The following is a 22126-nucleotide window of genomic DNA, read 5'->3' on the forward strand; positions in this document are numbered from 1 at the left end:
TTCTGCTTTCGCAAACGGCCCTGGTGCTTGCGGTTCATCGATCCGCGAGCGCCGTCATTGCCGGTATGCGTGGGCGCCGAACTAATCCCCAGCCATGAATGAAAACCATAGGACTTATCCGATGCCAAAAATACAGTTGCTTGCCCTCCTGTTTTGCTCCGCCGTCGCGACCGGGACGGGAGCGATGGCCGACATCACTCCGGCTCCTTCCGACGCTGCACGGCAAAGCGCCGCCGCGCTGGACGATGTCGATGAAGCCACCATGCGCCATGTGCTCGAGCAGTTCCGTGCCACCCGCGTGCCGCTGGATCAGGCGATGACGATCGCCGAGCGCCTGCACGACGGCTCAAGAACCGCTGACGTCAACTTCGAGATATCCGGTCCACCCGTCTACCGCGTGCGCACGGTCAAGAACGAGCATATCTACGAGAACGTGATAGATGCGAGCACCGGGAGCGTGTCGCAGCGCGAGGTTGCATCGTCATTGAAGGAGCTCGATCGAGAAGACCTCGCCAACGTCGTCGCCCTGAAATGGATCAAGCAGGAGCTGTCGGATGCGGTGCGGGTCGCGGAGAAAGCGGCGGAGGGAAAAGCGCTCGCTGGCGGACTGATGAAGCAGGACGGCAAGCTCAATTTCGTTGTCGTCGTCGCTGCCGGCGACCGCTTGAAGGAAGTGCTGCTCGAGCCGCCCAAGGTCGGGCGTCGCGAGTCGACGCACCGCTAGGCCGCTGCAGCGGTGGTATGCACCGCGATCGACAGTGCATCTACCGCGCCGGGGCCGGTGCGAGTGCCGAGGTGCGTGGCCTGCGTCCCCACAAAGCGGCCGGCTCGCACAAAAAAAAGGTGTCGATTCCCGCAGCGTACTGAATAGCTTACGCGATCGAGTCGTTTTCAAAGCGAAAACCGGGGGGATCGAGTCGTTCTTAAAGTCAAAACCGAGTCGTTTTCAAAATGTGGGGTCGTGGAGTATCAAAGGGATAGCCGAGTCGTTTTCAAAGTGGCCCCACAAGTGATGACCTGTCGATTACGCCGTCAGAAATTCCAACGGGATCAGGAACGATCTCGACGCAAATAACCAAGTCATCTCAATGGCACCTACGACAAGCGGGCCGTGCGTGACGGTGCGCTTGCAGGTTTGCTCACCCGATCGCCAGCAACGAAAACTGCTGCCGACTGAACAACTGTCTGCCAATTCCTGCGTTGGGTTCTCCGTCAGTGCGGGGCGAAGCTTTCCTCGGTACTTTCGCGCGGGTAGACGAATGTCATGTTTCTCACTTGGGTTGTCATTATTAAAATTTCAGGGTAGCCCGGCTACAGGTCACCTCAAGCAATCTGCAAACCAGCGGCCGGCAACAATTACTTCGGCGCTTCGAAATCGTACGAGATGCGGCCCGCCGGCAGGTAGAACAGGGCAATCACGGCTCCCCCTCTTACCTCGGGATAATGCCGGCTTCCAGGATCCGGCGCGGTCCAACCCGGTCCTTGCCAGCCCTGCAAGCCTTTGAGCTCTGCGCCCTCATCGATCGGAATGACTACATTCAGCTCTCCATAGGGGTGGCCATGATACTGGCCGCGCAGTACGTCGTCGTCGTGCTCGTCCTTGAATCGTTTAGGGTCCTTGCTGTCCATGTAGACGGCCGTGATGCTGAAATGGAAGCTCTCAGGCGATGGCTCCAGTATCCTGCTGCGCCGGTAGTTGGGTCCATCCACTTCCTGATTGGCAGCCCACCCTTCCTTCACGCCGAGCTTTATCAGCCTGGCGAGGTCCTTATAGAGCTCGCTGTTTTCACCGTACTTCTTGTTCAGCCACTTCTCCATGTCTGCGCCCGGGGTCATGTCCTTGACCTCCTGAAGAAATGGAATACTGCGTTGAATTAAGTCTTCCCGGTGTCCCATCGATCCTATCCTTTCGCTCGTGGTCAGTCTTCGAAGCCGATAAACCTTGTGAATTCGCTCACAGCGGCTCTTGGCATCAATCTGCCTGAACTCACCAACTCCTCTTCCGCAAAGCCGATTGAAACGCCGCAGACGACCATTTGCTCGGCAGGGATCGGAAGAAATTCCCTAAGCACAATGTGATACTTCGAGAACGTCTCTTGCGGGCAAGACTGAAGGCCCCGTGCGCCCGCTGCGATCATTACATTTTGGACGAACATTCCCAGGTCGAGCCAACTTCCGACTTGCAGCCGCCTATCGATGGTGACGATCAGCCCAACCGGTGCGCCGAAGAACCCATAGTTCTTCGAGGTTTGACCTGCACGAGCCACCAAGTCCGCCTGCTCGATTCCGAGCGATCCATAGAAGAGACGACCAAACTGATTGCGCCGCGACAGATAAGGCTCAGGCAGCTCCGTGGCGTAGTACTGGTACTCGGACTTATGTTGATCCCTGGCATTCTCGTGGGCTTCAAGTAGCGCCCGCGAGATCTCTTCCTTCTTGTTCCCACCGAGGACGTAAACATTCCAAGGTTGGATATTGGCTCCGCTCGGCGCGAATCTGGCGACGTTGAGAATGTCTTCGATCGTCTGCTTTGGGACCGCTCGGCTCGTAAAGGACCGATTGGCGAAGCGACCCGTTATGATCCTGTCGACAGGCTCCCGCCCTTCGCTGCCGCGCTGCGGGGAGGCCTTGGCGACTACTTCTTGCTTACCAGAGGACATCCACCCTGCTCCTGAGGTTTGAAAGCTTCATTGCCCGGTATTGTTGCCAGAAGCTGATAATAGTCGAACCTGTACTTGGATTCCTCGGGCTTCTTAACCCTGAAGAGATACATGTCTCTGACCAGGCGGCCATCCTCTCGGATCTTGCCGTTCTTGGTCATGAAATCGTTGACGGGAGTCTCGCGCATTTTCGAAGCAATCGTCGGACCGTCAACCGAACTAACGGCCGCCACTGCCTTGAGGTAATGCATAACGGCGCCGTAGGTACCGGCATGAATCATCGTCGGAACTTTGTTGGTCTTGTCGATGAAGCGCTTCGACCAGGCGCGCGTATCGTCATTGAGATCCCAATAGAACGCCGAGCTCAGTATCAACCCCTGGGCACTCGGCAACCCGAGACTGTTGATGTCTGCGATGAACACTAGAAGACCCACCAGCTTCTGAGTCCTAGTCACACCGAATTCACCGGCCTGCTTGACGACGTTGATGAAGTCGCCACCCGCATCGGCCAGCGCGATCGCTTCAGCCTTCGACGATTGAGCCTGCAAGAGGAAGGACGAAAAATCCGGCGTATTAATCGGATGCTTCACAGAGCCGACGACCTTGCCCCCCTCCGCATCGATGACCTTGCGACTGTCGGCCTCAAGTTGCGCGCCCAACGAGTAATCGGCCGACAGAAAAAACCACGACTTCACACCTAGCTTGGAGACCGCCTTGGTGGTTCCTTGCGAAAGCGCATAGGTGTCGTAGGTCCAATGGATCCCGGTTTGCGAGCATTCATCCCCGGTCAAACGCGAGGTGGCTGCGCCGGTAGCGAGAAACGGTTTCTTCTTCTCACGGGTGATACCCTGGACCGCGAGCGCAACGGCCGAATTAGGCACATCCAATATTGCTTCAATATTTTCATTTTCAATCCAGCGGCGCGCGATCACGCCGCCGACGTCGGCCTTGTTCTGGTGGTCCGCGGCAATGAGTTCGATCTTCCTGCCGAGAACGCTACCACCGAAATCATCGATCGCCATCTGAGCCGCTACGACGGAGCCAGGGCCTCCATTATCCGCGTAGAGCGACGACATGTCCGTCAACACGCCGAGCTTCAAGGGACCTGTCGCCTGAGCGTTCGCCCGATTCAAACCGACAACCGCCACGAGGCACAAAATCGTCGCCCCTAGTCGCTTTCCGCCAACCATGATTCCCTCCGTTTGCCAGTATTGCGATATTGAGCAGAGTGACGAACAGCGGAAGTGAAAGTACTTCAGGGTGAAAATGCGCCTCATTCAGTTGGACGAAACCCAGCCGATACCCTGCTGATTCAGGCAAAAGCAGCCAAAAAGCCCGGTCAGTGCGTTTGTTCGGTCCCGCGGCGTCAAAACGACACCGGTGCCATTCCGAAATCTGCCGGCGGTTTCGGTCTCCCCCTGCAGGTCGCGGCGGCACCTTTCCTGTGCCCCGTTAGGTCTTCCCGAGCCAAGAGATGAAATGCGCTTACATGTTACCGGCAAGCGCATCGCGGCCACCTCTTCGCAACATAGAAGCCCTCAGGACCCCGCTCAATGACACTTGGAAACCTTTACATTCCGGTCTAGCAAGGATGGTTACGCTCGCCGTCACGGGCGAACGAATATCGAACCAACTATTTCGGTTCGGAAATGGCCGATTTTCGATGAAAGCATCTTCAGGGCCCGCGGTGCCGTCCGCTGCCCTTGGCACGGTTCGGACATGATGGGTTCCTTCAATACACTGGACTTGAATCTGCTTCGCGTCTTTGACGCCGTGATGGAGGAACGTAGCGTTCTGCGGGCCAGTCAGAAGGTCTGCCTGAGCCAGTCCGCCGTGAGCCATTCGCTCGCGCGCCTGCGAGAAATGTTGGACGATGAGCTGTTCGTCCGCACGGCGACAGGCATGCAACCAACCGCCAGGGCGGTGGCTATGGCGCCGCTGGTCCGGGAAGCGCTGAAATCCCTCGAACAGGCGATCGAGCTACCCAAGTTCGACCCGGAGACATCGACCAAGAAATTGACGATCGCAGCAAACGACTTCACCACGATGGTTGTCGCTCCCCGCCTTCTCCACATCTTGAGAACCGACGCGCCACACGTCGATATCGTGATCAAGCCGGTCACACGGATCGATCTCGCGGAGCAGATTGATCTCGGCAGGATTGACGCTGCTGTCGGTACCTTCTCCGCCGTCCCCTCGCGGTTCAAGTCGGGTTTCCTGTTCGAATACGACGACGTCCTTGTCACGCATTCATCGCAGCACCTCGGCCAGCTCACCACCGAGACACTTTCCGAGCTGCCCATCGTTGTCGTCTCGTTTGGAGGCGAACCGGAGGGAGCCATTGACGGATTTATCTCGGAACGCGGCCTGGCGCGTAGATCCGAAATGTACGACCGAGCCTCGTTCGAACGGGCGATGACCGCGTCAGAACGGGTGCCGAGGATTGCCGTCTCCCTCCCCCACTTTCTCGCACTCCCGGCTTTTCTGGATGGTTCGGGGCTTTCCGCCATCGTCCCGCGGCCTCTGGCCAACTCCTTTGCCCTTACCAACCCGATCTCAATTCACGAGCTTCCATATCCGACGACACGCCTCGAAGTCCGGACACTCTGGCACGAGCGCCATGAAGGCGACGCATCGCAAGAGTGGCTGCATGAAGTCATGAGACGGGCAACGGAACACCTCCGCGCCGTCGCCGTTACGTGATGCAGCGGCCTTCGAGGGACGCGAGCAAGCGGTCGATCATGGCCTGAGAGACTCCTTGATAGGTGCCAGGCTCGAAAAGCTCCGCGATCCGGTCCGGATCGAGCTGTGCAGTCACTTTCGGATCGCTCGCCAGCACGCTGCGCAAATGAAGCTTTGCGGCGGCCGCGTATTTGCGAGCGCGATGTCGACTACGGCGGCAATCGCCCCCGACGTGACGGCGAGAAGCGGCGGCAGGGTTGGCCATTCCGCGTGCCAGGCTCCGGCGCTCCGTTCGTGCTCCTGGACTTGAGCGGCGAAAATCGTCGCAGCCAGGTTCGGAGCCATCGTGGCCGCCGCCAGTGCGCTCGCGGCCGCCACGGGATTGCGTTTATGCGGCATCGTCGGAAGAGCCGCCCCGCCCCTGGCCTGACGGCTCAAAGGACTCCGGGCGAAGGCGGGGCTGTAAAATCAATCGCTTGAGCCGTCACCGAATTTTCCGGTGGACCGGCTCATTTTGTTGGTGCCAGACATAGCCAGGATCGCGACACTCCCTGTTGCGACACGCGATCTCCGCGAGCGCATCCAGCGGCGGATGTGCGGCGCCGCTTCGGCCTCTCTCATGTCGGGACTGATGATGCGAAAGCTTCTGACGATTTTGGTGATCTCGTGCTGGGCCAGTTTGGCTTACGCACAAAAGGCCGACCTCGTTGTCACGAACGCAAAGCTCGTGACGCTGGATCCCGCATCGACGATCGCGCAGGCTCTCGCAGTCCGCGACGGCAAGATCATTGCAATTGGCGGCAACGACGCCATGGAAGGCCTGATCGGGCCCGCGACCCGCCGTGTCGACGCAGGGGGACGCACGATCATTCCGGGATTGATCGACTCCCATATTCACGCCGTGCGCGCCGGCCTCACCTACGCAACCGAGGTCAACTGGATCGGCGCAAAGACTATCCCTGAGGCCATGGAACGCTTGCGCCAGGCGGCAACAGCGCGCCCGGCATCCTGGATCATCGTGGCCGGCGGCTGGAGCGAATTGCAGTTTACTGAGAAGCGGCGGCCAACGCTCGCCGAGGTGATGTCGGCCGTTCCCGACAATCCGGCTTACATCCAGCTGTTCTATTCGGCGGTGCTGATGACGCCAAAGGCGCAACAAGCCCTCGGGATGTCCGCGGATCAGTTGCCGACCGGTATCACAGCCGCATCGGGCGACGCCACGGGCTGGCTCAACGGCTCCATTGTCAGTATCTCCGCGCTGTTCGATCGGCTGCCGAGGCCGAATCTCGAGGAGAATGGCGCCGGGACCCGGCAGTTCTTCACGGAGCTCAATCGTCTCGGCGTGACCGGGATCGTGGATCCCGGCGGCTTCAGCATTTATCCCAGCCATTACGCCGCCTTGCAAAAGCTCTGGCGTGAGAAATCACTCTCGGTGCGGGTTGCCTACAGTCTGTTCGCCCAGAATGTCGGCGCGGAATTCGAGGAGTACAAGTCCCTCACGCCGTTCCTGCCGATGGGATTCGGCGACGACATGCTGCGGTTCAACGGACTAGGCGAGCGGATCACCGGCGCCATGTACAACAACAATGCGCCCGACGCGGCCGCCAAGGACAAGTTCCGCGAGATCATTCGCTGGGCGGCCAAACAAGGGCTGACCGTCACCATCCACTGGCAGGAAGACAAATCCGTCCATCACCTCCTGGACCTCTATGATGAGGTCAACAAGGAGACGCCGCTCGCGCCCCTGCGCTGGTCCATCGCCCATCTCGACAACACCTCGCCTGAAACACTGACGCGCATGAAAGCCCTTGGGGTCGGCTGGACCATGCAGGACGCGATGTATCTCGGAGGCGACCGTATCGTGGCGCAGGTCGGCGAAGCCGCGCGCAGCATGCCACCCCTCGTCACGGCGTTGCGCATGGGGGTCCATGTCGGGGCCGGCACGGATGCGCATCGGGTCGCATCCTACAATCCGTTCGTGGCGCTGCAATGGATGCTCGACGGCAAGACCGTCGGCGGACTGTCGACGCGCGGCCCGGACGAAACACCCAGCCGCGAAGATGCCTTGCGCCTCTACACGGTGGGAAGCGCGTGGTTCTGCTTCGACGAGACGCGGCGCGGCACGTTAGAGACCGGCAAGCTCGCCGACTTCGCGATTCTCGATCGGGATTTCATGTCCGTCCCCGTCGAGCAAATTGGCGCCACGGCGTCTCTGCTGACGGTCGTGGGCGGCAAGGTCGTCTACGCAGCGGATGCTTTCGCGAGCGCGAAATAGGAGCTGGAGACCTGGTGTGCGGCGCAGCCTGAACCGGGCGAGAGCAACTAAATCGCCGATCCGGCATTATCCCCGCGAGCCGTTTCGCGGAGGTCTCACGATGGAAGACCAGAATCGGATGACCCTGGTTTTGAGTGCTATCGCCCTCGCCGTTGTCGTCGTGGTTGCATCTGCGATCACGATGGAGCGCGTCAACATGCCTGCGGTCAGCAACGACGCAGCTCCCGGAACAGTCGGCCTCGCCAGGCCGCACCCACCGCTGGACCGCGCGGCCGGTGAGCCGATCCAGACGGTCGGCAGCCCGTCCAGCGCGAGTATTCGCGGACGTCCCTGATCGAACGCCGGGATTACGGCACAGCACTTTTGATGATTTCTGCCGCTTTCGCGGGTTCAATATCCTATACAAGGCGCCCGTCCCCCCTTCCGCGGCAGGAGCCATCCATGGCCAGTGAAAAAGGCCCGAACATCAAGAAGAAGCAGAAATGCAAGAACTGTGAGGGCAAAGGCCTGCTCAAGAAGGGCGACAAGGTGGTGAAGTGCCAGCGCTGCAAAGGCACGGGCGTGCGGTGATGTTGGGCTGCCGGCCTCTCCGATGCCGAGGTGGAGGCAGTCAAACTGCGCAAACCTTCAGTCCAGCGCGAACACCAACCTGATGTTCGCCCCGATCAGCCGCCTCGCTCCAACCTCGATTGGCACTTCCTGCGGCAAGGCGCGTTGCGGTCTTTTCAGGGAGGTGCAGATGACCAAACCGACGCGCAAGGCGTAAGGACCGGGACATCAGGTTTGCAGGAACGACTTTGTAGGAACGACTTTGTAGGAACGACTTGGGCCCGTTGCGTATTGGGCCGCGCCGGTCCTTGCGATTCCGGCAATGGCGGCCTCGGCTCGAAGCCCCGCCCCCGGGCCACAGGCCGGGGCCGCCTGACGGGGATCGGCCGGTCATCTCAGCCCATCATGGAGCACTGCGCGAAAGACCATGGAGGCGCCCACACCAGGGATGCAAAACCCGCTTCGACAGGCGCGGCTCTACGGCTACCTGATCGAACGCGAGGGCGCGCTGTTTCATCCCGGCGGCAGCCACCCGCTGTGCAGCGCAGGCATGACGCGACGCATGATCGAGGCGGGCTGGCTGGTGAAAGCCGGCGACCACTATGAGCTGACGCCGCAAGCGCAGGAAATAATCGCCTCGCGCGCGATGAGTCCGGGATGACTTAATCGTCGCTGGTGCGGATTTCCGCGCCCGCGCAGGAACAGGTGCGTGACGAGATCTTTGCCTCGGCACGGCATGTGAAGACGTCAAGCAAAAGGAGCGGACATGAAAGCGCTTGTTCTCGGAGGGCTCGTTGCGGCTCTCGCATTCCCCCCTGCCGCATTCGCGCAAGGCGGCGCGGGTGCGTCCAGGACCGGGTCGAGCATCGACTCCTCTGGCACCGGCGGCGCGACGGGAGCGGGAGCCTCCAGCCTCAACACGTCATCGGACAACAATGGCGGCGGCGCGAACGCACCGGCCAAATCGTCGACGACGCGGCCAGGCGACAACGACACAAGGCAAACGCAAGGAGGCCAGCAGGCCATGCCGGGGTCCGGCTCCACCGGAGCGAACGCAAATAGGCGCGCTGCGATTGACCGATTGCCCTCACGCTAAAGGCCCGGACGATGGTCCGGGCCTTGTCTCGTCACCACCAGGGATCCCAATAGGGCGGCGGAGCGTAGGCGTAAGGCACATAGTAGGCCCGCCGCACGACGCGCGGTCCATAGTAGCCGTAGGGCGGGCCATAGTAGCGCGGGCCATAATAGGCATCGGCCGCGAGCCCCGCCGCAAGCGCACCGGCAACAAGACCGAAGCCGATACCCGGGCCTCCCCAATGGCCGTGCCAGCCGCCGCGCCAAGCATGGGCTTCCGCCGGCGAAGCCGCCGTCACGAACAGGGCCGAGATCAACGTGAGGACTAAAGCAAGTTTCTTCATGTGCGACTCCCAGAACTTGGAAACCGACCGCAAAACGCCAGACCGGAATTGAAGTTTCCGAGCGTTCCGGAAAATTTTGCAGGCAACTGATCGACGCGAATGCAGACGCCGGCCGCGCGCGGGCGAGAGCGGTGGCTCCCGCCCGCGGCCATGCTTACTTGCTGTTGATCGCGATGCGCTTCACCTTCTGTTGTGCCGCCGGTGACTTCGGCAGGGTGACGGTGAGGACACCGTTGTTGAAGGAAGCCGCGACCTTGTCCTGGTCGACGTCATCGACCGGAATGCGCCGCTCGAAACGGCCATAGTAGCGCTCGCTGAAGAGACGTTCCTTGTCTTCCGTTTCGCTCTTCTTCTCGCCACTGATCGTCAGCACGCCGTTTGCAAGCTCGACGTTGACGTCCTTCTGTTCGAGACCGGGAAGCTCGGCGACGACCTTGACCTCCTTGTCGCTCTCGTCGAGTTCGACGTTCGGCCAGCCCATTGCGGTCGAGGAACCGAACGGGCCGAGATCAAAGCTGCGGAAAGCGTCGTCGAACAGCCGGTTCATCTCGCGGTGAAGCGCAAGCAGCGGATTGCCGGCTTCGCCGCGCTGAGCGGCCATGTTGCGTGAGCCGTTGTTCCACGGAATGAGATCACGTAGTGCCATTGTCGTTTCTCCTTATCTCCTGTCTTGGTTGTCGATTGGCGCAGCTCAGCGCGCGGCGAGAGCCACGCACGCGCTACAAAGCCCGGACGATCAACTCGTCAGGCATCTGCTTGTGCTCGATGTTTCGGTCGGGGCTGCCAAAAGAATTAGGAGGCGGCGATTTGGTTTCAAGAGCCGGCTGCCAAGCGCCCCCCGATGGCAGCGCGAACCTTTTCGAACGCGCGCATTTCGATCTGCCGCACCCGCTCGCGTGAAACGCCATACCGTGCCGCGAGCTGCTCAAGTCTCAGCGGCGGCTCGGAGAGCCAGCGCGCCTCGAGAATGTCGCGCTCGCGCGGCTTGAGGACGGCCAGCGCGCCGGCGAGGGCGTCACGCCTCCGTCTGGTTTCTTCCTGCTCGGCGTATTCGGCTTCAGGACTGGATGCGGGGTCGACGAGCCAGTCCTGGACTTCGCCGCCGTCGGCGTCGCGCACCAAAGCGTTGAGCGACAGGTCGCCGCCGAGGCGCCGGTTCATCTCGATCACGTCGTTCTCCTGCACGCCGAGCCGCCGCGCGATCTGGCTGGCGTGCTCGGGGCGGAGATCACCATCCTCCAGGGCGGAGATTTCCGCCTTGGTCCTGCGAAGCTTGAAGAACAGCTTCTTCTGCGCCCCGCTGTTGGCGATCTTGACCAGCGACCAGGACCGCAGGATGTATTCCTGGATCGACGCCTTGATCCACCACATCGCGTAGGTCGCAAGCCGAAAGCCGCGCTCCGGCTCGAAGCGCTTGACGGCGTGCATCAGGCCGACGTTTTCTTCGGAAATGATGTCCGCAACCGGCAGGCCGTAGCCGCGATATCCCATCGCAATCCTGGCAACGAGCCGCAGATGGCTTGTGACGAGATGATAGGCTGCCTCGCGGTCGCCGTGCTCGCGCCATCGCTTGGCATAGGCGATTTCCTGGTCGGGCCGCAGCATCGGAAACTTGCGAATTTCCGCCAGGTAATGTGCCAATCCGCCCTCAGGCGACAGCATCGGAACAGTTGCAGTGCTTCCCATTGCCCACCTCTTCGAGTTTGTCTGCTTACGCTGCAAAATCGACATGACAAAAAAAGGTTTCGGCCGACGACGTTACGACCGGTCGGGCCGGCGCGTGGGTTTGCGGCGGCTCCGGCCGCGTCACGAGATAGAGCTCGCCCGCCACCAATAGGAGGGCAGCGACGGCCAGGGCCAACATGCCGAGCACCAGATCGCTGTCATCATCCATGCGCGTTCGAAACGTGTATCGATGTCGAAGATCGGCAGCCATTGCCATTGGCTATCCGCGACATCGAACGTCGACACCGGAATTTTGTTCCGGACTTTCGGCGTCCCGCCGAGACGCGGTCTCACCCTCCCAGCGAATTCCTCGTCGCGCGAAGAATATCGTCCGACAGCTTGGGATCGTCCACGGCGCGGGCGAGCACGAGGGCGCCGACCATGGATGCGGCTGCGGCGAGCGCCTTGTCCTCGCGCTGGCGCGGCTTCAGCGTGGAGGCCATCCGGCTGCTCAGCAGGGCGATCGTGCCGCGCACGCCGGCGGTGAAGCGCTGCCTCAGGCCGCCGCTTTGACGTGACACCTCACAGGCGAGCGCAGCGAAGGGGCAGCCGGCGGCGGGATCGTCGCGATGCCCCGGCGAGAGATATTGCGAAACATAGTCCTCGAGCGCGAAGGCCTCGGGCAATTCCTGGCCTTTGGCCTTGATCGCATGGGCCACGGCTTCCTCGACCAGCCGCTCCTTGGAGCCGAACTGACTGTACAGGCTGCCGTGCGTCATCCCGGCCGCCTCGGCGAGCGCGTCGACACCGACGCCAGCGATGCCGCGCTCCCGCAGCAGGCGCGAGGCGGTCTCGAGAATATGCTCGCGATTTTTGGCAGCCTGTTCCTTTGAGACGCGCATGGGACCGATCCTTGGGCACGGGGCTTGACTTTTATAATTACGATCGTCATGTATATCAATCGTTACGATCGTAATCAAACGATTTCAGGCCCGGTAGTGGCGTCGGAGAGGCATTATGAACAGGATCACACCGAAGATCGCGCTGGTGACCGGCGCCTCCTCAGGCATCGGCCAGGCCACGGCAGAGCGGCTCGCGAACGCCGGCTACAAGGTTTTCGGCACCAGCAGGCGGGGCGCACAGTCTGGCAAGCAGGCGTTCGAGATGCTGGCCCTCGACGTCACCAGCGATGCATCGGTGGAAGCCGCCGTCGGCGAAGTGATCCGGCGCGAGGGCCGCATCGACCTGCTGGTGAACAATGCCGGCTTCGGCGTTGCGCCTGCCGGCGCGGAAGAGAGCTCGATGGAGCAGGCGCGTGCGATTTTCGAGACGAACTTCTTCGGCATGATCCGGATGACGCGCGCCGTCGTGCCGCACATGCGCCGCCAAGGCAGCGGCCGCATCATCAATATCGGCTCGGTGCTCGGCTTTCTGCCGATGCCTTTTGGCGCGCTCTACGCCGCGACCAAGCACGCGGTGGCAGGCTATTCGGAATCGCTCGACCATGAACTGCGCACGCGGGGCATCCGCGTCTCCGTGGTCGAGCCCGCCTACACCAAGACGCCGTTCGACGCGAACTTCATGGAGCCCGACGCCACGCTCGAGGAATATCGCGAGGCGCGCGCCGGCGTGACCAAGCGGGTGAACGAGGTGATGGCGACGGCCGAACAGCCCGGCGTAGTGGCCGAGACCGTGCTGAAGGCGGCAAGCGCGGCGCGCCCGCAACTCAAATACGCGGCCGGCAGCCTTGCGAAGCGCCTGCGGTTTCTGCGGCGGTTTGCGCCTGCAGCCCTGGTGGATGCCGGGCTTCGAAAGGATTTGCGGCTCGATGCGATGGCGGCGCCGCAGCCCGCCCGCACGGCGCGGGCTTTCTGACGGCGGCAAGCTTGCCAGTGCGAAGAACCTCCGGACCGAGAGAAAAAATGAAAGCACTCGTCTTCAAGCGCTACGGCAAGCCGGACCAGATCGCGTTGGCCGAGATCCCGCGGCCGACGCCGAAGCCGAACGAAATCATGGTCCAGGTTCACGCCGCGGGGTTGAACCCGATCGACAACATGATTCCGAAGGGAACGTTCAAGCCGATCCTCAAGTTTCAACTGCCGGCCACACTGGGCAGCGATCTCGCGGGCATCGTCGTCGAGGTCGGAAACCGCGTGACCCGCTTCAAGCCGGGCGATGCCGTCTTTGCCAGCATCTTCGATCTCGGCACCGGCGCTCTCGCCGAATTCGCGATCGTGCCGGAGGATGCCGCCGCGCTCAAGCCTGCGAATCTGGACTTCGTGCAGGCGGCCTCGATCCCGATGGTCGGCCTGACATCGTGGCAAGCGCTTAGGGAGCGCGTTCTTCTGAAGCCCGGCCAGAAGGTGTTCATTCCCGCGGGCGCCGGCGGGATCGGCACGTTTGCGATCCAGCTCGCGAAATATCTCGGAGCGAAAGTGGGGACGACGACCAGCACCGGAAATATCGATCTGGTGCGCAGCCTCGGGGCTGACGAGGTGGTCGACTACAAGACCCAGCAATTCGAGGCGGTGCTGCGGGATTATGACGCGGTGCTGGGTACACTCAGGGGCGACGCAGTCGAGACATCGCTTCGGATCCTGAAGCGGGGGAGCAGGATTGCTTCGCTAGTCGGGCCGCCGGACGCCGCGTTCGCGCGCGCCCGCGGGATGAACTTCGTCATGGTGCTGCTGTTCGGATTGCTGAGCCGCAAGATCATCCGCCAAGCCGGCAAAATCGGCGCGGACTATTCGTTCGTGTTCGTGCACCCGGACGGCCTCCAACTCGCCGAGATCGGCGAGCTGCTCAAGTCCGAGCGTATCCGGCCGGTGATCGACAAGATCTTTCCGTTCGCACAGGCGAAAGAGGCGCTGGCCTATCTCGAAAAGGGACGGGCCAGGGGGAAAATCGTCGTCCAGATGAGATGAGGGCGCCGATGCGGCCCGCGCGCAATCGTCTCAGCCGTCCACCCGCCACAGCCGCCATCGCTCCGGCACGCCCTTGAGCTGATGCACGCCGTGATCCCTGAAACGGATCCCGGACTGCGGCGCCAGTAGCTCCTTGACCGCGCTAGAGACCAAGACTTCACCGGCGCGCGCCTTTGCGGCGACGCGGGTGCCGATGTGGAAGGCGAGGCCGACCGCCTCGGTGCCGCTCACGGTGTATTCGCCGGCATGCAGGCCGACCCTGATCTCGAGGCCGAGCGTACGCACGGCCTTCTGGATCGCGGTCGCGCAATTGATTCCGGCAGCCGGCGTCTTGAACGTCGCCAGCACGCCGTCGCCCGTCGTCGTGACTTCCTTGCCGCGCGAGCTCTTCAGCTCCTTGCGGACCGCCGCGTAATAATGGCCCATGATTTTGGTCCAGCGGACATCGCCGAGCTTTGCGGCTTTTGCGGTGGAGCCGACGATATCGACGATCAGGATCGTGGCGAGGGCCCGCTTGAGCTCGATGTTGCCCGCGGCCGGTCGGCGCCGGAGCACTATCGTGCCGGCCAGCGGTTCATAGCGATGGTTGCGGCGCCGCGCGATCGCGGCTTTGGCGTAGTCCTGGGCCCGCTGCGCGCTGCCGCAGCGAATTGTCTTCTGCTGCGGCAGACGCGTCCAGTAGACCTTTCGTCCGTCACCGGCGCCCTGGACTTCCACGGCGCCCCATTTCAGGAGGATCGCGGTGCCAACGCGCCGGACACACCACGCTTTCGACGTGTAACCCGATACGTTCGACTGATGGATTCCGATGCGGAGGAATTTTGGCATGAACGTGCGGCCGATTGATGACACGCTTGGATGGAACGCTTGGGTGGATGAAACGCTTGGCTGGCTTCGCCCCGAGCGTAATCACACAATCCTGCGTTGGCAACATGACTCGAAGATCGCCCGCTGCTTAGCCGGGGTGTCCGTCACCTTCAAAACGCAAAAAGCTCGATCGGATCGCTGAAGCCGCGCACCTCATATTTGCCGACATGCTCCAGCTCGAACTCTCGCTCGACCAGCTCGGCGAAATCGCGTGACAGCAGCACTTTCTTTCCCAATTGCTTGGTCAAAGCTTCGAGTCGCGAGGCCATGTTGACGGCGGGACCGATCACGGTGAAGTCGAGCCGGGTGGACGATCCGATATTGCCGTACATGACGTCGCCGACATGGACGCCGATGCCGTAGTTCAGCGGCGCTCGGCCGGTGCCGTCGTTGCGCGCGTTCAACGCGATCATCGCCTGACGGGCTTCGGTCACGGCATGCAGCAGGTTTGCGCAGGCCTTGGGCTCGCTCAGCGGAAAGATGGCGAGCAGGCCGTCACCGATGAATTTCAGGATCTCGCCGCCATGCCGCGCGATCGGCTCCGACATCGCGTCGAAATAATCGTTGAGCAGATCGATGACGTCGTCGCGCGGCCAGTTGTCGGAAATCTTGGTGAAGTCGCGCAGATCGCAAATCATGATCGCGGCGCGCACCGTCGTGCCGGTGCCCCGCCGCGTGGCGCCGGCCAGGATGAGCTCGCCGGCGTGGGAGCCGACATAAGTCTCGAGCAGCGTTCGCGCCAGGCGATTTTTGACGCGGATTTCGCTGACCAGCGCCAGCACAGGCAACAGGTTCTTGAGGGCGGCGACGTGGGTGTCGTCGAAGCCGCCGGGCCGGTTGGTCGCAAAGGTGACGAGATGGCGCTTGCCGAGCGTATGATAGAGCGGCCAGGCCACATAGTCGGTGAGGCCCTGCGCGCGCATCTCGCGGTAGAGCGCGTGCTTGCGGCCGAGCGCTGGGTCCTGCTCGAGATTTTCGCGCAACTCGGTCGCGCCGTCGAACATTTCGTTGGCGGGACTGCCGATGAACTCGGACCGCTCGCGGACGTCATGGTCGACCCGTGCAATCTCCGCCTCGCGCATGCCGTCGGACCACATGAAGCGGGCGCCCAGCCATTGCGGATGGTGGATCAGCACGTGAAGCGTCGACCGCGCCAGCGGAATGCCGGCCTGCTGAAGCCGGATGCACATCTCGGCAAAGATATTGTCGATGAAGCGCTGGTCGCGCGTGCCGTTGATCAGCCAATCGACGACGCCGTCGGACAGCGTGGCGGATTTCTTCTCTGGCGCGGTCATATCTGCCCGTTCATATCCTGGCCGTCCACATCGTGTTTTGGGCGGCGGTCTGCATCAAGGCAGATATCGTGCTCCGGCGCGACGGCGTCAACCTAGCCAGTTGCATGGATTGTACGCATCGCTCTGATCGGCGGGAACGCCGTTCAGCCGACGACCTGGATAGACCCCAGCACGGCCAGCCCCGAGACGAGCGCAAGCGCCGATGCTCCGGTCAGTTCGACCTTCAAGGTGTTTTCGTGCGAAATCGCAAAATCCGTGCCGTCGAGACGGATGTCGCAGTCGCCATGCGCCGCGTAGATGAGATGCGTGCCGGCGGGCAATCGCCGGTCACCGGGCGCCCTGAGCGCTTCGAGCTCAAGCGCGACCGCACCGCGCCGGCCCATCAAATTCACGACTTCGACTGGCCCTTCCTGGAGCTCGGTGACGATCTCGAGCTCGCCGGTGAAACGCACCGTGGTGAACGGCTCGCGCTCGTCGAATTCCTGCGTGGGCGACTTCAGCACCAACCCGCGGCCGCCGACCACCATCTGCAAACGGTCGATGCCGGGCATATGGGAGAATGGCCCGGCCGCCACGATCGGCGTGGAAGCAAAGCGCCACAGCAGGCTGTCCCAATCCCTCACGCTGGAATCGGCGCGATGGGCATCCGCGATATCGGTGAAGATGCCGCCGCCGTTCTTCCAGGGCGAGCGGGTATAGTCTTCGGGTTTCAGCAGGGTGGTTTTCATGTCTCGAGGTGGTCCGGGAGCGTAGGAGGGCGGGTGTCAGCTGCGTATCATGCAGATAGGTTTGTAGCCAGCTCGCTTCCCGCAGCACGCCAATCTTTCGCGACTACTTGGTCGTCAGTGCCGCGACCGGGCGCCACGCAACATCAGGCGCGCTCTCAACCAACTGCCGGCAGCGATCGCGCATCAATTCAGCCGGACGATCCGAGCCGCGCATGTTCAGCACGGCTTCAAAATCAGCGAGTGCAGCCGCAAACCGGCGCGCGCGATAGTTCGCGAGGCCCTGTTCATAGCGGACGATCCAATCGAGCGTCTCGCCGCCGTCCTCTCCGACGAGTCCGACCAATTCGTAGACCGCAAAACCCTCCTCGCGTCCATACACGGCGATGCTGTCGATCTCGCGCGTGACGATGGCGCCGCGTGCGAGACGTTCGGTCGCTTCGCCAACGAGGATTTGCGTGCCGTAGGATTTGTTGGCGCCCTCGAGGCGGCTTGCGACGTTCACGGCATCCCCGATCACGGTGTAGTTCAAGCGCAGTTCCGAGCCGATATTGCCGACCAGCATGCGGCCGGAGTTGATCCCGATCCGGATCTGGAGCGGCTGGCCGAGATCGTCGGCAAGGCCCGACGCCGAGATTGCCCTGCAACAGCCGAGCGCCGCGCGGCAGCAGCGCAGCGCGTGGTCGGCCTGCGGCTGCGGCGCGCCCCAGAACGCCATGACGGCGTCGCCGATGAACTTGTCGATGGTGCCGCCATTCGCGACAACGGCCTCGGAGGCGAGGTCGAGATAGCGCGACAGCAACGGCACCACGCGATCGCCGAGCCGCTCGGACAGCCCGGTGAAGCCGGCGATGTCGACGAACATCACGCTGAGCTCCTGCATGCTGCCACCGGGTCTTGCCTCGACGCCCTGGCGCAACAGCGAGCGGACCAGATCGGCCGGGATGAACTTGCGAAACGCCGACAGGCCGGCCGCCATCTCGGCGATCGCGCCCGACAGGCTCGCGATCTCCTTCAGCCGCGACGGATGGCGGCGGACCTGCTCCAGCGCGAAGGCTTCGACATGACGGAGCTCGCCGACGACACGCGACAGCGGCGCGGCGATGACGGAACGCGCCAGCATCGCCGAGGCCAGCGCTGCGAGCACGGCGCCGATGGCAAGGCCGAGGATCAGGCGGCGCAATGTCGTCTCGACCGGACCGAGAAACTCGGCCTCGGGGATCACGGTCGCCAGCGACCAGCCGGGAAACGGCAGCGGCGTGAGCGCCACTTCGTAAGCCGCGCCACCCGATGTCAGCCGGCTTCGCCAGGCTTCCTTGCGACCATCCTCGCCCGCCTTCACGAGCGCCATCCGCGCCAGCGGTAGCAGCGTCGTATCGCCCTTCGCAACGTGCAGCTCGTCGGCATCCTTGTCGGGCGCCGCGATCAGCTCACCACTGCCGTCGATGATGAAAGCCGTTCCGGTGCGCCCGACCTCGAGCTGCGACAGGAAGCGTGCGAGCCTGGTGTATTCGATGATGACCGCGAGCACGCCTTGCCGCTCCTGGTACACGTCGATAGGTCCGGCAAAGGCAATCGACGGCCGCTCGCCGGTCGGATGGTCCATGACCTTGAACCACTCCGGCTCCCCGGCCGCCAGCCCGGTCTTGAACCAGGTGCGATCGGCGACCCGAAAATCGGTCGGCTCGAAACGGCGATTGGCGAATTCGATGTCGCCGGGCACCACGTCGTATTCGTCGATGCGACGCTGGCCGGCATGATCGGTCAGCGAGATCTCCATCATCTCCAGGCGGCGGTCGCCGAGCTTGTGCGCGGCGAAGAAGGTCCCGTCGGGCCAGCCAAAGGCGACCCAGGAGATCGTCGCCTGCGATTGCAGTTGCGACAGGAACACGAATTCGCGCTTGTCGGCCTCGCGGGTGTCGAGCACGTTCTGCAGGAACAGGGTGCGGATCGCGGTGTGGGCGGCACGCGCCTCGTCGACGATCGCGGCCACCTCCTTGCGGACGGCGGCCACGATCTGCTCGTTGATGGTCGATGCGAGCTGCCGGCTCGCCGTCTCCGCCGTGCGCCACCACAGGAGGCTGGAGAGAGCCGCGGTCAAAAGGATCGCGGTCAGGACCAGCGCCGAGACGGCGAGCCGAATGCTGACCGTCAGCTTCGCGATCGCGCGCAGGTGCCGTCCGGGATCAACATTCATCGCTGTTTCCGTTCTCCGGCAAAGCGGCGACTGGCCACCTCCTGTTACCGCTCTACGCAGCGCGTATGCATTCGTTACCTGTGGCATCCATCGCGCCCCGCCGCCAATGCTCTCCGGCTAAGGTCTCGATAGAGACTAGGCATTGGATTGACCGGCCAGTCACCCGCTAATCCGATCCAAGCGCACAGCCCGTGCGCCCGTCTAACCGCCTCACGAACTCGTGACCTACTTGATTGGTAACGCGAGCCGGGTGCGAGGCGAACCGAACAAGGCGCTCTTCGCCTGCCAGGCGATGCCATCTCGAACAGGAGAAACTTCAATGTCTGCCAAACTTGCCGTGACCACGCTCGTTCTCGCCGGCGCCATGTCGACCGCACTGGCGACTCTGGCCACTGCTGCTCCGCTGACCAAGGCCGAGGGCGACGCGGCCGTCGCCGCCAAGAAGGAAAAATGCTTCGGCGTCGCCCTCAAGGGCCAGAACGATTGCGCGGCCGGACCAGGCACGACCTGCCAGGGCACCTCGACCGCCGACTTCCAGGGCAATGCCTGGAAATTCGTCCAGGGCGGCACCTGCACCAGCATCGAGCTGCCGGGCGGCAAGAAGGGCTCGCTCAAGCCGGTCTGACGCGCTGCGTCGCGACCACCACAACAGGGAAGAGCGGAGAGAAACCATGACGACGGCAATCGCGCCTGACATGTCTGCGGTGCCCCTCCGCTATTCCGCGTCCCTCGGCGGCGTCGCCGGGACGAGCTTCAAGCCCGAACACCTTCAGGCGATCCTGAGCACGAAACCGCAGCGCGGCTTCTTCGAGGTCCACGCCGAGAACTATATGGGCGCAGGCGGACCGCCGCATCGCGCACTGGAAGCGATCCGCCGCGACCATCCCGTCTCGCTGCATGGCGTGTGCATGTCGATCGGCGGACCGCAGCCGCTCGACAAGGCGCATCTGGCCCGCTTTCGCGGACTGGTGGCGCGTTACCAGCCCGCGCTGGTATCCGAGCATCTCGCCTGGTCGACGCATGAGACCAGCTTCTTCAACGACCTGTTGCCACTGCCCTATACCGCGGCGACGCTCCGAAATGTCTGCGATCACATCGATCAGGTGCAGGACGCGATCCGTCGTCCGCTACTGCTGGAAAACCCGTCGACCTATGTCGCTTTTCGCGAATCGTCCATGAGCGAGACCGATTTCATCCGCACTGTTGCCGAACGCACCGGCTGCGGACTGCTGCTCGATATCAACAATGTCTTCGTATCAGCAACCAATCACGGGTTCTCGGCGCTCGACTACCTCGCGGACTTTCCGCTGTCCCGCGTCGGAGAGATTCATCTCGCCGGCCATGCCGAGCAGGCCGACGACGAAGGCGACCTGCTGCTGATCGACAGCCATGACGGCCCGGTCGCGGACGCCGTGTGGAAGCTGTACGAGATCGTCATCCAGCGCCGCGCTCCGGTGCCGACGCTGATCGAGTGGGACAGCAAGATCCCGGATTGGCCGGTCCTGCAAGCGGAAGCCGCCGCTGCGCAGGCGATCCTCGATCGTTACCGCCCGGTCGGGCTGACGGGAGATCGTCATGCCGCCTGAGCCTGACCTTTGCTTTGCCGCAGCCTTTGCACCGGCGCTGCTCGACCCGGTGCGCCCTGCGCCTGAGATCGTGGCCGGTCCGAACGGCAAGGCCCCCGGCAAGCGCTACGATGTCTACCGCAACAATGTCACGGTCAGCCTGATCGACGCGCTCGCCGCGATCTATCCGGCGGTGCAGCGCATCACCGGCACCGACTTCTTCCGTGCTATGGCGCGCTTCCATGTTCGCCAGACGCCGCCGATCTCACCGCTGCTGTTCGACTACGGCCGCGACTTCCCCGTCTTCATCGCGCAATATGAACATGCGCAGATGATGCCATGGCTCGCAGATGTCGCACGCATCGAGCGGGCCTGGCTCGATGCCTATCACGCCGCCGACGCAGCACCGCTGTCGCCGGCGCAGCTTGCCGCGGTTGCACCGGAGCGGCTCGGCGATCTCGTTCTCATACCGCACCCGGCGGCGGGAATCGTGCGGTCGCAATTCGCGGCGGTGACGATATTTTCCGCCAACCGCGATACGTCGCCGGTCGGGCGCATCGACGCTGCGACACCGGAGGACGCGTTGGTCACGCGCGCCGAATTCGATGTCGAGGTCCGGCATCTTCCGCCCGGCGGTGCCGCATTCGCGAGCAGCCTGATGTCTGGTCGGCCGCTCGGCGAGGCCGCTGCACGCGCACTGGACGCCGCGGCCGACTTCGATCTCGCTTCGAACATCACCGGCCTGATCGAGGCGGGCGCCTTCACCTCAATCGCTTTCGGAGACGTCTGATGATCACGGACCAACGCATGCAGGCCGGTGGCGGCCTGCCCGCACTCGGGCTCCTCGTCGACAAGGCCAATCATCTCGTGCAGGCCATCGCCTCGCCGTCGATCGTTCAGCTCGTGCTCCGCGTCGCGCTGGCGGTGCCGTTCTGGCGTTCCGGCATGCTCAAATGGGCAGGCTTCCTCAGGCTCAACGACACTGCCGTGACCTTGTTCAGCGACGAGTTCATGCTGCATCTGCCGGGCGGGCCCTATCACTATCCGGCGCCGACCGTCATGGCCTTTCTCTCCGGATGTGGGGAAATCATGTTCCCGATCCTGCTCCTGCTCGGCCTCGGCACGCGGTTTGCGGCGCTCGGGCTGCTGTTCATGACTGTCATTGTCGAGCTGACTGTGCCTGACGGCTGGCCGATCCACACCACCTGGGCGGCGATGGCGCTCGGCATCATGGCTTACGGGCCGGGCCGGGTCTCGCTCGACCACCTGATCTGCCGAGCGCGCACGCCCGAGCCATAGGCGCG

24 protein-coding genes and 1 pseudogene are annotated in these 22126 nt (G+C 62.8%); 12 read left to right on the forward strand and 13 right to left on the reverse strand.

Annotated elements, in window-relative coordinates:
* Positions 1-184: 184 nt before the first annotated feature.
* Positions 185-724, forward strand: a complete 540-nt coding sequence (locus ABIB91_RS27280) for a PepSY domain-containing protein (protein WP_354168838.1) — start codon at positions 185-187, stop codon at positions 722-724.
* A gap of 632 nt (positions 725-1356) precedes the next feature.
* On the opposite strand, the gene ABIB91_RS27285 is transcribed toward ABIB91_RS27280, so the two are convergent.
* From ABIB91_RS27285 to ABIB91_RS27295, 3 genes are read right to left on the reverse strand one after another with little or no spacing between them, the layout of a single operon-like run.
* Positions 1357-1896 carry a 4-hydroxylaminobenzoate lyase gene (locus ABIB91_RS27285; protein ID WP_354168840.1) on the reverse strand — a complete coding sequence of 180 codons (540 nt, stop codon included), beginning with the start codon at positions 1894-1896 and terminating at the stop codon, positions 1357-1359.
* Positions 1897-1919: 23 nt separating this feature from the next.
* Positions 1920-2660 carry a nitroreductase gene (locus ABIB91_RS27290; protein WP_354168843.1) on the reverse strand — a complete coding sequence of 247 codons (741 nt, stop codon included), beginning with the start codon at positions 2658-2660 and terminating at the stop codon, positions 1920-1922.
* The gene (locus ABIB91_RS27295) at positions 2636-3850 is read right to left on the reverse strand and encodes an ABC transporter substrate-binding protein (RefSeq protein ID WP_354168846.1); all 1215 of its coding nucleotides are present in this window, start codon (positions 3848-3850) and stop codon (positions 2636-2638) included. The genes ABIB91_RS27290 and ABIB91_RS27295 overlap by 25 nt, the downstream gene beginning before the upstream one ends.
* Positions 3851-4379: 529 nt before the next feature.
* On the opposite strand from ABIB91_RS27295, the gene ABIB91_RS27300 reads away from it, so the two are divergent.
* Positions 4380-5363 (forward strand): LysR family transcriptional regulator, encoded by a 984-nt coding sequence (locus ABIB91_RS27300; protein WP_354168849.1) that lies wholly within the window; start codon positions 4380-4382, stop codon positions 5361-5363.
* Here the strand turns inward: ABIB91_RS27300 and ABIB91_RS27305 are convergent.
* Positions 5356-5787: pseudogene (locus tag ABIB91_RS27305) on the reverse strand (3-carboxy-cis,cis-muconate cycloisomerase); the annotation flags it as partial. The gene ABIB91_RS27300 and the pseudogene ABIB91_RS27305 sit on opposite strands and share 8 nt — an antisense overlap.
* Before the next feature lie 189 nt (positions 5788-5976).
* Here ABIB91_RS27305 and ABIB91_RS27310 point away from each other — a divergent pair.
* The 4 genes from ABIB91_RS27310 to ABIB91_RS27325 all read left to right on the forward strand — a co-directional run bounded on the left by ABIB91_RS27310 (position 5977) and on the right by ABIB91_RS27325 (position 8827).
* On the forward strand, positions 5977-7617 hold the full coding sequence (locus tag ABIB91_RS27310; protein ID WP_354168852.1) for an amidohydrolase: 1641 nt from the start codon (positions 5977-5979) through the stop codon (positions 7615-7617).
* Positions 7618-7717: 100 nt separating this feature from the next.
* Positions 7718-7951: a hypothetical protein gene (locus ABIB91_RS27315; RefSeq protein WP_354168855.1), complete on the forward strand. Its 234-nt coding sequence runs from the start codon at positions 7718-7720 to the stop codon at positions 7949-7951.
* Positions 7952-8058: 107 nt separating this feature from the next.
* Positions 8059-8187: a hypothetical protein gene (locus ABIB91_RS27320; RefSeq protein WP_256379163.1), complete on the forward strand. Its 129-nt coding sequence runs from the start codon at positions 8059-8061 to the stop codon at positions 8185-8187.
* A 406-nt stretch (positions 8188-8593) separates the two neighbouring features.
* Positions 8594-8827, forward strand: coding sequence for a hypothetical protein (locus ABIB91_RS27325; RefSeq protein ID WP_354168858.1), 234 nt, complete (start codon positions 8594-8596; stop codon positions 8825-8827).
* A 466-nt stretch (positions 8828-9293) separates the two neighbouring features.
* Here the strand turns inward: ABIB91_RS27325 and ABIB91_RS27330 are convergent, their stop codons facing one another.
* From ABIB91_RS27330 to ABIB91_RS27350, 5 genes are all read right to left on the reverse strand, one after another.
* Positions 9294-9584, reverse strand: a complete 291-nt coding sequence (locus ABIB91_RS27330; RefSeq protein WP_354168861.1) for a hypothetical protein — start codon at positions 9582-9584, stop codon at positions 9294-9296.
* Positions 9585-9738: 154 nt separating this feature from the next.
* Positions 9739-10230, reverse strand: a complete 492-nt coding sequence (locus ABIB91_RS27335; RefSeq protein WP_354168864.1) for an Hsp20/alpha crystallin family protein — start codon at positions 10228-10230, stop codon at positions 9739-9741.
* A gap of 167 nt (positions 10231-10397) precedes the next feature.
* Positions 10398-11270 carry an RNA polymerase sigma factor RpoH gene (rpoH, locus tag ABIB91_RS27340; protein ID WP_354168867.1) on the reverse strand — a complete coding sequence of 291 codons (873 nt, stop codon included), beginning with the start codon at positions 11268-11270 and terminating at the stop codon, positions 10398-10400.
* A gap of 25 nt (positions 11271-11295) precedes the next feature.
* Positions 11296-11526, reverse strand: coding sequence for a hypothetical protein (locus ABIB91_RS27345; protein WP_354168870.1), 231 nt, complete (start codon positions 11524-11526; stop codon positions 11296-11298).
* A 73-nt stretch (positions 11527-11599) separates the two neighbouring features.
* The gene (locus tag ABIB91_RS27350) at positions 11600-12151 is read right to left on the reverse strand and encodes a TetR/AcrR family transcriptional regulator (RefSeq protein WP_354168873.1); all 552 of its coding nucleotides are present in this window, start codon (positions 12149-12151) and stop codon (positions 11600-11602) included.
* Between the two features lie 115 nt (positions 12152-12266).
* Here ABIB91_RS27350 and ABIB91_RS27355 point away from each other — a divergent pair, with 115 nt between their 5' ends.
* Positions 12267-13124 carry an oxidoreductase gene (locus ABIB91_RS27355; RefSeq protein WP_354168876.1) on the forward strand — a complete coding sequence of 286 codons (858 nt, stop codon included), beginning with the start codon at positions 12267-12269 and terminating at the stop codon, positions 13122-13124.
* 47 nt (positions 13125-13171) lie between these two features.
* Positions 13172-14173, forward strand: a complete 1002-nt coding sequence (locus tag ABIB91_RS27360) for an NADP-dependent oxidoreductase (RefSeq protein WP_354168879.1) — start codon at positions 13172-13174, stop codon at positions 14171-14173.
* A gap of 30 nt (positions 14174-14203) precedes the next feature.
* On the opposite strand, the gene ABIB91_RS27365 is transcribed toward ABIB91_RS27360, so the two are convergent.
* From ABIB91_RS27365 to ABIB91_RS27380, 4 genes are all read right to left on the reverse strand, one after another.
* Positions 14204-15001, reverse strand: a complete 798-nt coding sequence (locus ABIB91_RS27365) for an adenylate/guanylate cyclase domain-containing protein (protein WP_354168882.1) — start codon at positions 14999-15001, stop codon at positions 14204-14206.
* Positions 15002-15150: 149 nt separating this feature from the next.
* Positions 15151-16335, reverse strand: coding sequence for an adenylate/guanylate cyclase domain-containing protein (locus ABIB91_RS27370; protein WP_219685317.1), 1185 nt, complete (start codon positions 16333-16335; stop codon positions 15151-15153).
* A 143-nt stretch (positions 16336-16478) separates the two neighbouring features.
* A complete protein-coding gene (locus ABIB91_RS27375) occupies positions 16479-17063 on the reverse strand; it encodes a HutD/Ves family protein (protein ID WP_354168887.1) in 585 nt (194 codons plus the stop codon).
* Between the two features lie 103 nt (positions 17064-17166).
* On the reverse strand, positions 17167-19257 hold the full coding sequence (locus ABIB91_RS27380) for an adenylate/guanylate cyclase domain-containing protein (RefSeq protein ID WP_354168890.1): 2091 nt from the start codon (positions 19255-19257) through the stop codon (positions 17167-17169).
* A 319-nt stretch (positions 19258-19576) separates the two neighbouring features.
* Here ABIB91_RS27380 and ABIB91_RS27385 point away from each other — a divergent pair, with 319 nt between their 5' ends.
* The 4 genes from ABIB91_RS27385 to ABIB91_RS27400 are packed head-to-tail and all read left to right on the forward strand — an operon-like array spanning position 19577 to position 22121.
* Positions 19577-19882 (forward strand): BufA1 family periplasmic bufferin-type metallophore, encoded by a 306-nt coding sequence (locus tag ABIB91_RS27385; protein ID WP_007600627.1) that lies wholly within the window; start codon positions 19577-19579, stop codon positions 19880-19882.
* 46 nt (positions 19883-19928) lie between these two features.
* Positions 19929-20843 carry an MNIO family bufferin maturase gene (bufB, locus tag ABIB91_RS27390; protein ID WP_219685319.1) on the forward strand — a complete coding sequence of 305 codons (915 nt, stop codon included), beginning with the start codon at positions 19929-19931 and terminating at the stop codon, positions 20841-20843.
* The gene (locus ABIB91_RS27395) at positions 20833-21612 is read left to right on the forward strand and encodes an HvfC/BufC N-terminal domain-containing protein (RefSeq protein ID WP_354168895.1); all 780 of its coding nucleotides are present in this window, start codon (positions 20833-20835) and stop codon (positions 21610-21612) included. Before bufB ends, ABIB91_RS27395 begins: the two co-directional genes overlap by 11 nt.
* A complete protein-coding gene (locus ABIB91_RS27400; protein WP_354168897.1) occupies positions 21612-22121 on the forward strand; it encodes a DoxX family protein in 510 nt (169 codons plus the stop codon). Before ABIB91_RS27395 ends, ABIB91_RS27400 begins: the two co-directional genes overlap by 1 nt.
* The last annotated feature ends 5 nt before the right edge of the window (positions 22122-22126 follow it).

Origin of the sequence: Bradyrhizobium sp. JR4.3 (genome assembly GCF_040547695.1) — a bacterium.
In the GTDB taxonomy this organism is placed as follows: Bacteria; Pseudomonadota; Alphaproteobacteria; order Rhizobiales; family Xanthobacteraceae; genus Bradyrhizobium; species Bradyrhizobium canariense.

What these genes read in the sequence shown, in the direction of transcription:
- ABIB91_RS27280 (WP_354168838.1), top strand. Translation starts at nt 185, where the DNA reads ATGGCCGACATCACTCCGGCTCCTTCCGACGCTGCACGGCAAAGCGCC.
- ABIB91_RS27285 (WP_354168840.1), bottom strand. Translation starts at nt 1,896, where the DNA reads ATGGGACACCGGGAAGACTTAATTCAACGCAGTATTCCATTTCTTCAG.
- ABIB91_RS27290 (WP_354168843.1), bottom strand. Translation starts at nt 2,660, where the DNA reads ATGTCCTCTGGTAAGCAAGAAGTAGTCGCCAAGGCCTCCCCGCAGCGC.
- ABIB91_RS27295 (WP_354168846.1), bottom strand. Translation starts at nt 3,850, where the DNA reads ATGGTTGGCGGAAAGCGACTAGGGGCGACGATTTTGTGCCTCGTGGCG.
- ABIB91_RS27300 (WP_354168849.1), top strand. Translation starts at nt 4,380, where the DNA reads ATGATGGGTTCCTTCAATACACTGGACTTGAATCTGCTTCGCGTCTTT.
- ABIB91_RS27310 (WP_354168852.1), top strand. Translation starts at nt 5,977, where the DNA reads ATGCGAAAGCTTCTGACGATTTTGGTGATCTCGTGCTGGGCCAGTTTG.
- ABIB91_RS27315 (WP_354168855.1), top strand. Translation starts at nt 7,718, where the DNA reads ATGGAAGACCAGAATCGGATGACCCTGGTTTTGAGTGCTATCGCCCTC.
- ABIB91_RS27320 (WP_256379163.1), top strand. Translation starts at nt 8,059, where the DNA reads ATGGCCAGTGAAAAAGGCCCGAACATCAAGAAGAAGCAGAAATGCAAG.
- ABIB91_RS27325 (WP_354168858.1), top strand. Translation starts at nt 8,594, where the DNA reads ATGGAGGCGCCCACACCAGGGATGCAAAACCCGCTTCGACAGGCGCGG.
- ABIB91_RS27330 (WP_354168861.1), bottom strand. Translation starts at nt 9,584, where the DNA reads ATGAAGAAACTTGCTTTAGTCCTCACGTTGATCTCGGCCCTGTTCGTG.
- ABIB91_RS27335 (WP_354168864.1), bottom strand. Translation starts at nt 10,230, where the DNA reads ATGGCACTACGTGATCTCATTCCGTGGAACAACGGCTCACGCAACATG.
- rpoH (WP_354168867.1), bottom strand. Translation starts at nt 11,270, where the DNA reads ATGGGAAGCACTGCAACTGTTCCGATGCTGTCGCCTGAGGGCGGATTG.
- ABIB91_RS27345 (WP_354168870.1), bottom strand. Translation starts at nt 11,526, where the DNA reads ATGGCAATGGCTGCCGATCTTCGACATCGATACACGTTTCGAACGCGC.
- ABIB91_RS27350 (WP_354168873.1), bottom strand. Translation starts at nt 12,151, where the DNA reads ATGCGCGTCTCAAAGGAACAGGCTGCCAAAAATCGCGAGCATATTCTC.
- ABIB91_RS27355 (WP_354168876.1), top strand. Translation starts at nt 12,267, where the DNA reads ATGAACAGGATCACACCGAAGATCGCGCTGGTGACCGGCGCCTCCTCA.
- ABIB91_RS27360 (WP_354168879.1), top strand. Translation starts at nt 13,172, where the DNA reads ATGAAAGCACTCGTCTTCAAGCGCTACGGCAAGCCGGACCAGATCGCG.
- ABIB91_RS27365 (WP_354168882.1), bottom strand. Translation starts at nt 15,001, where the DNA reads ATGCCAAAATTCCTCCGCATCGGAATCCATCAGTCGAACGTATCGGGT.
- ABIB91_RS27370 (WP_219685317.1), bottom strand. Translation starts at nt 16,335, where the DNA reads ATGACCGCGCCAGAGAAGAAATCCGCCACGCTGTCCGACGGCGTCGTC.
- ABIB91_RS27375 (WP_354168887.1), bottom strand. Translation starts at nt 17,063, where the DNA reads ATGAAAACCACCCTGCTGAAACCCGAAGACTATACCCGCTCGCCCTGG.
- ABIB91_RS27380 (WP_354168890.1), bottom strand. Translation starts at nt 19,257, where the DNA reads ATGAATGTTGATCCCGGACGGCACCTGCGCGCGATCGCGAAGCTGACG.
- ABIB91_RS27385 (WP_007600627.1), top strand. Translation starts at nt 19,577, where the DNA reads ATGTCTGCCAAACTTGCCGTGACCACGCTCGTTCTCGCCGGCGCCATG.
- bufB (WP_219685319.1), top strand. Translation starts at nt 19,929, where the DNA reads ATGACGACGGCAATCGCGCCTGACATGTCTGCGGTGCCCCTCCGCTAT.
- ABIB91_RS27395 (WP_354168895.1), top strand. Translation starts at nt 20,833, where the DNA reads ATGCCGCCTGAGCCTGACCTTTGCTTTGCCGCAGCCTTTGCACCGGCG.
- ABIB91_RS27400 (WP_354168897.1), top strand. Translation starts at nt 21,612, where the DNA reads ATGATCACGGACCAACGCATGCAGGCCGGTGGCGGCCTGCCCGCACTC.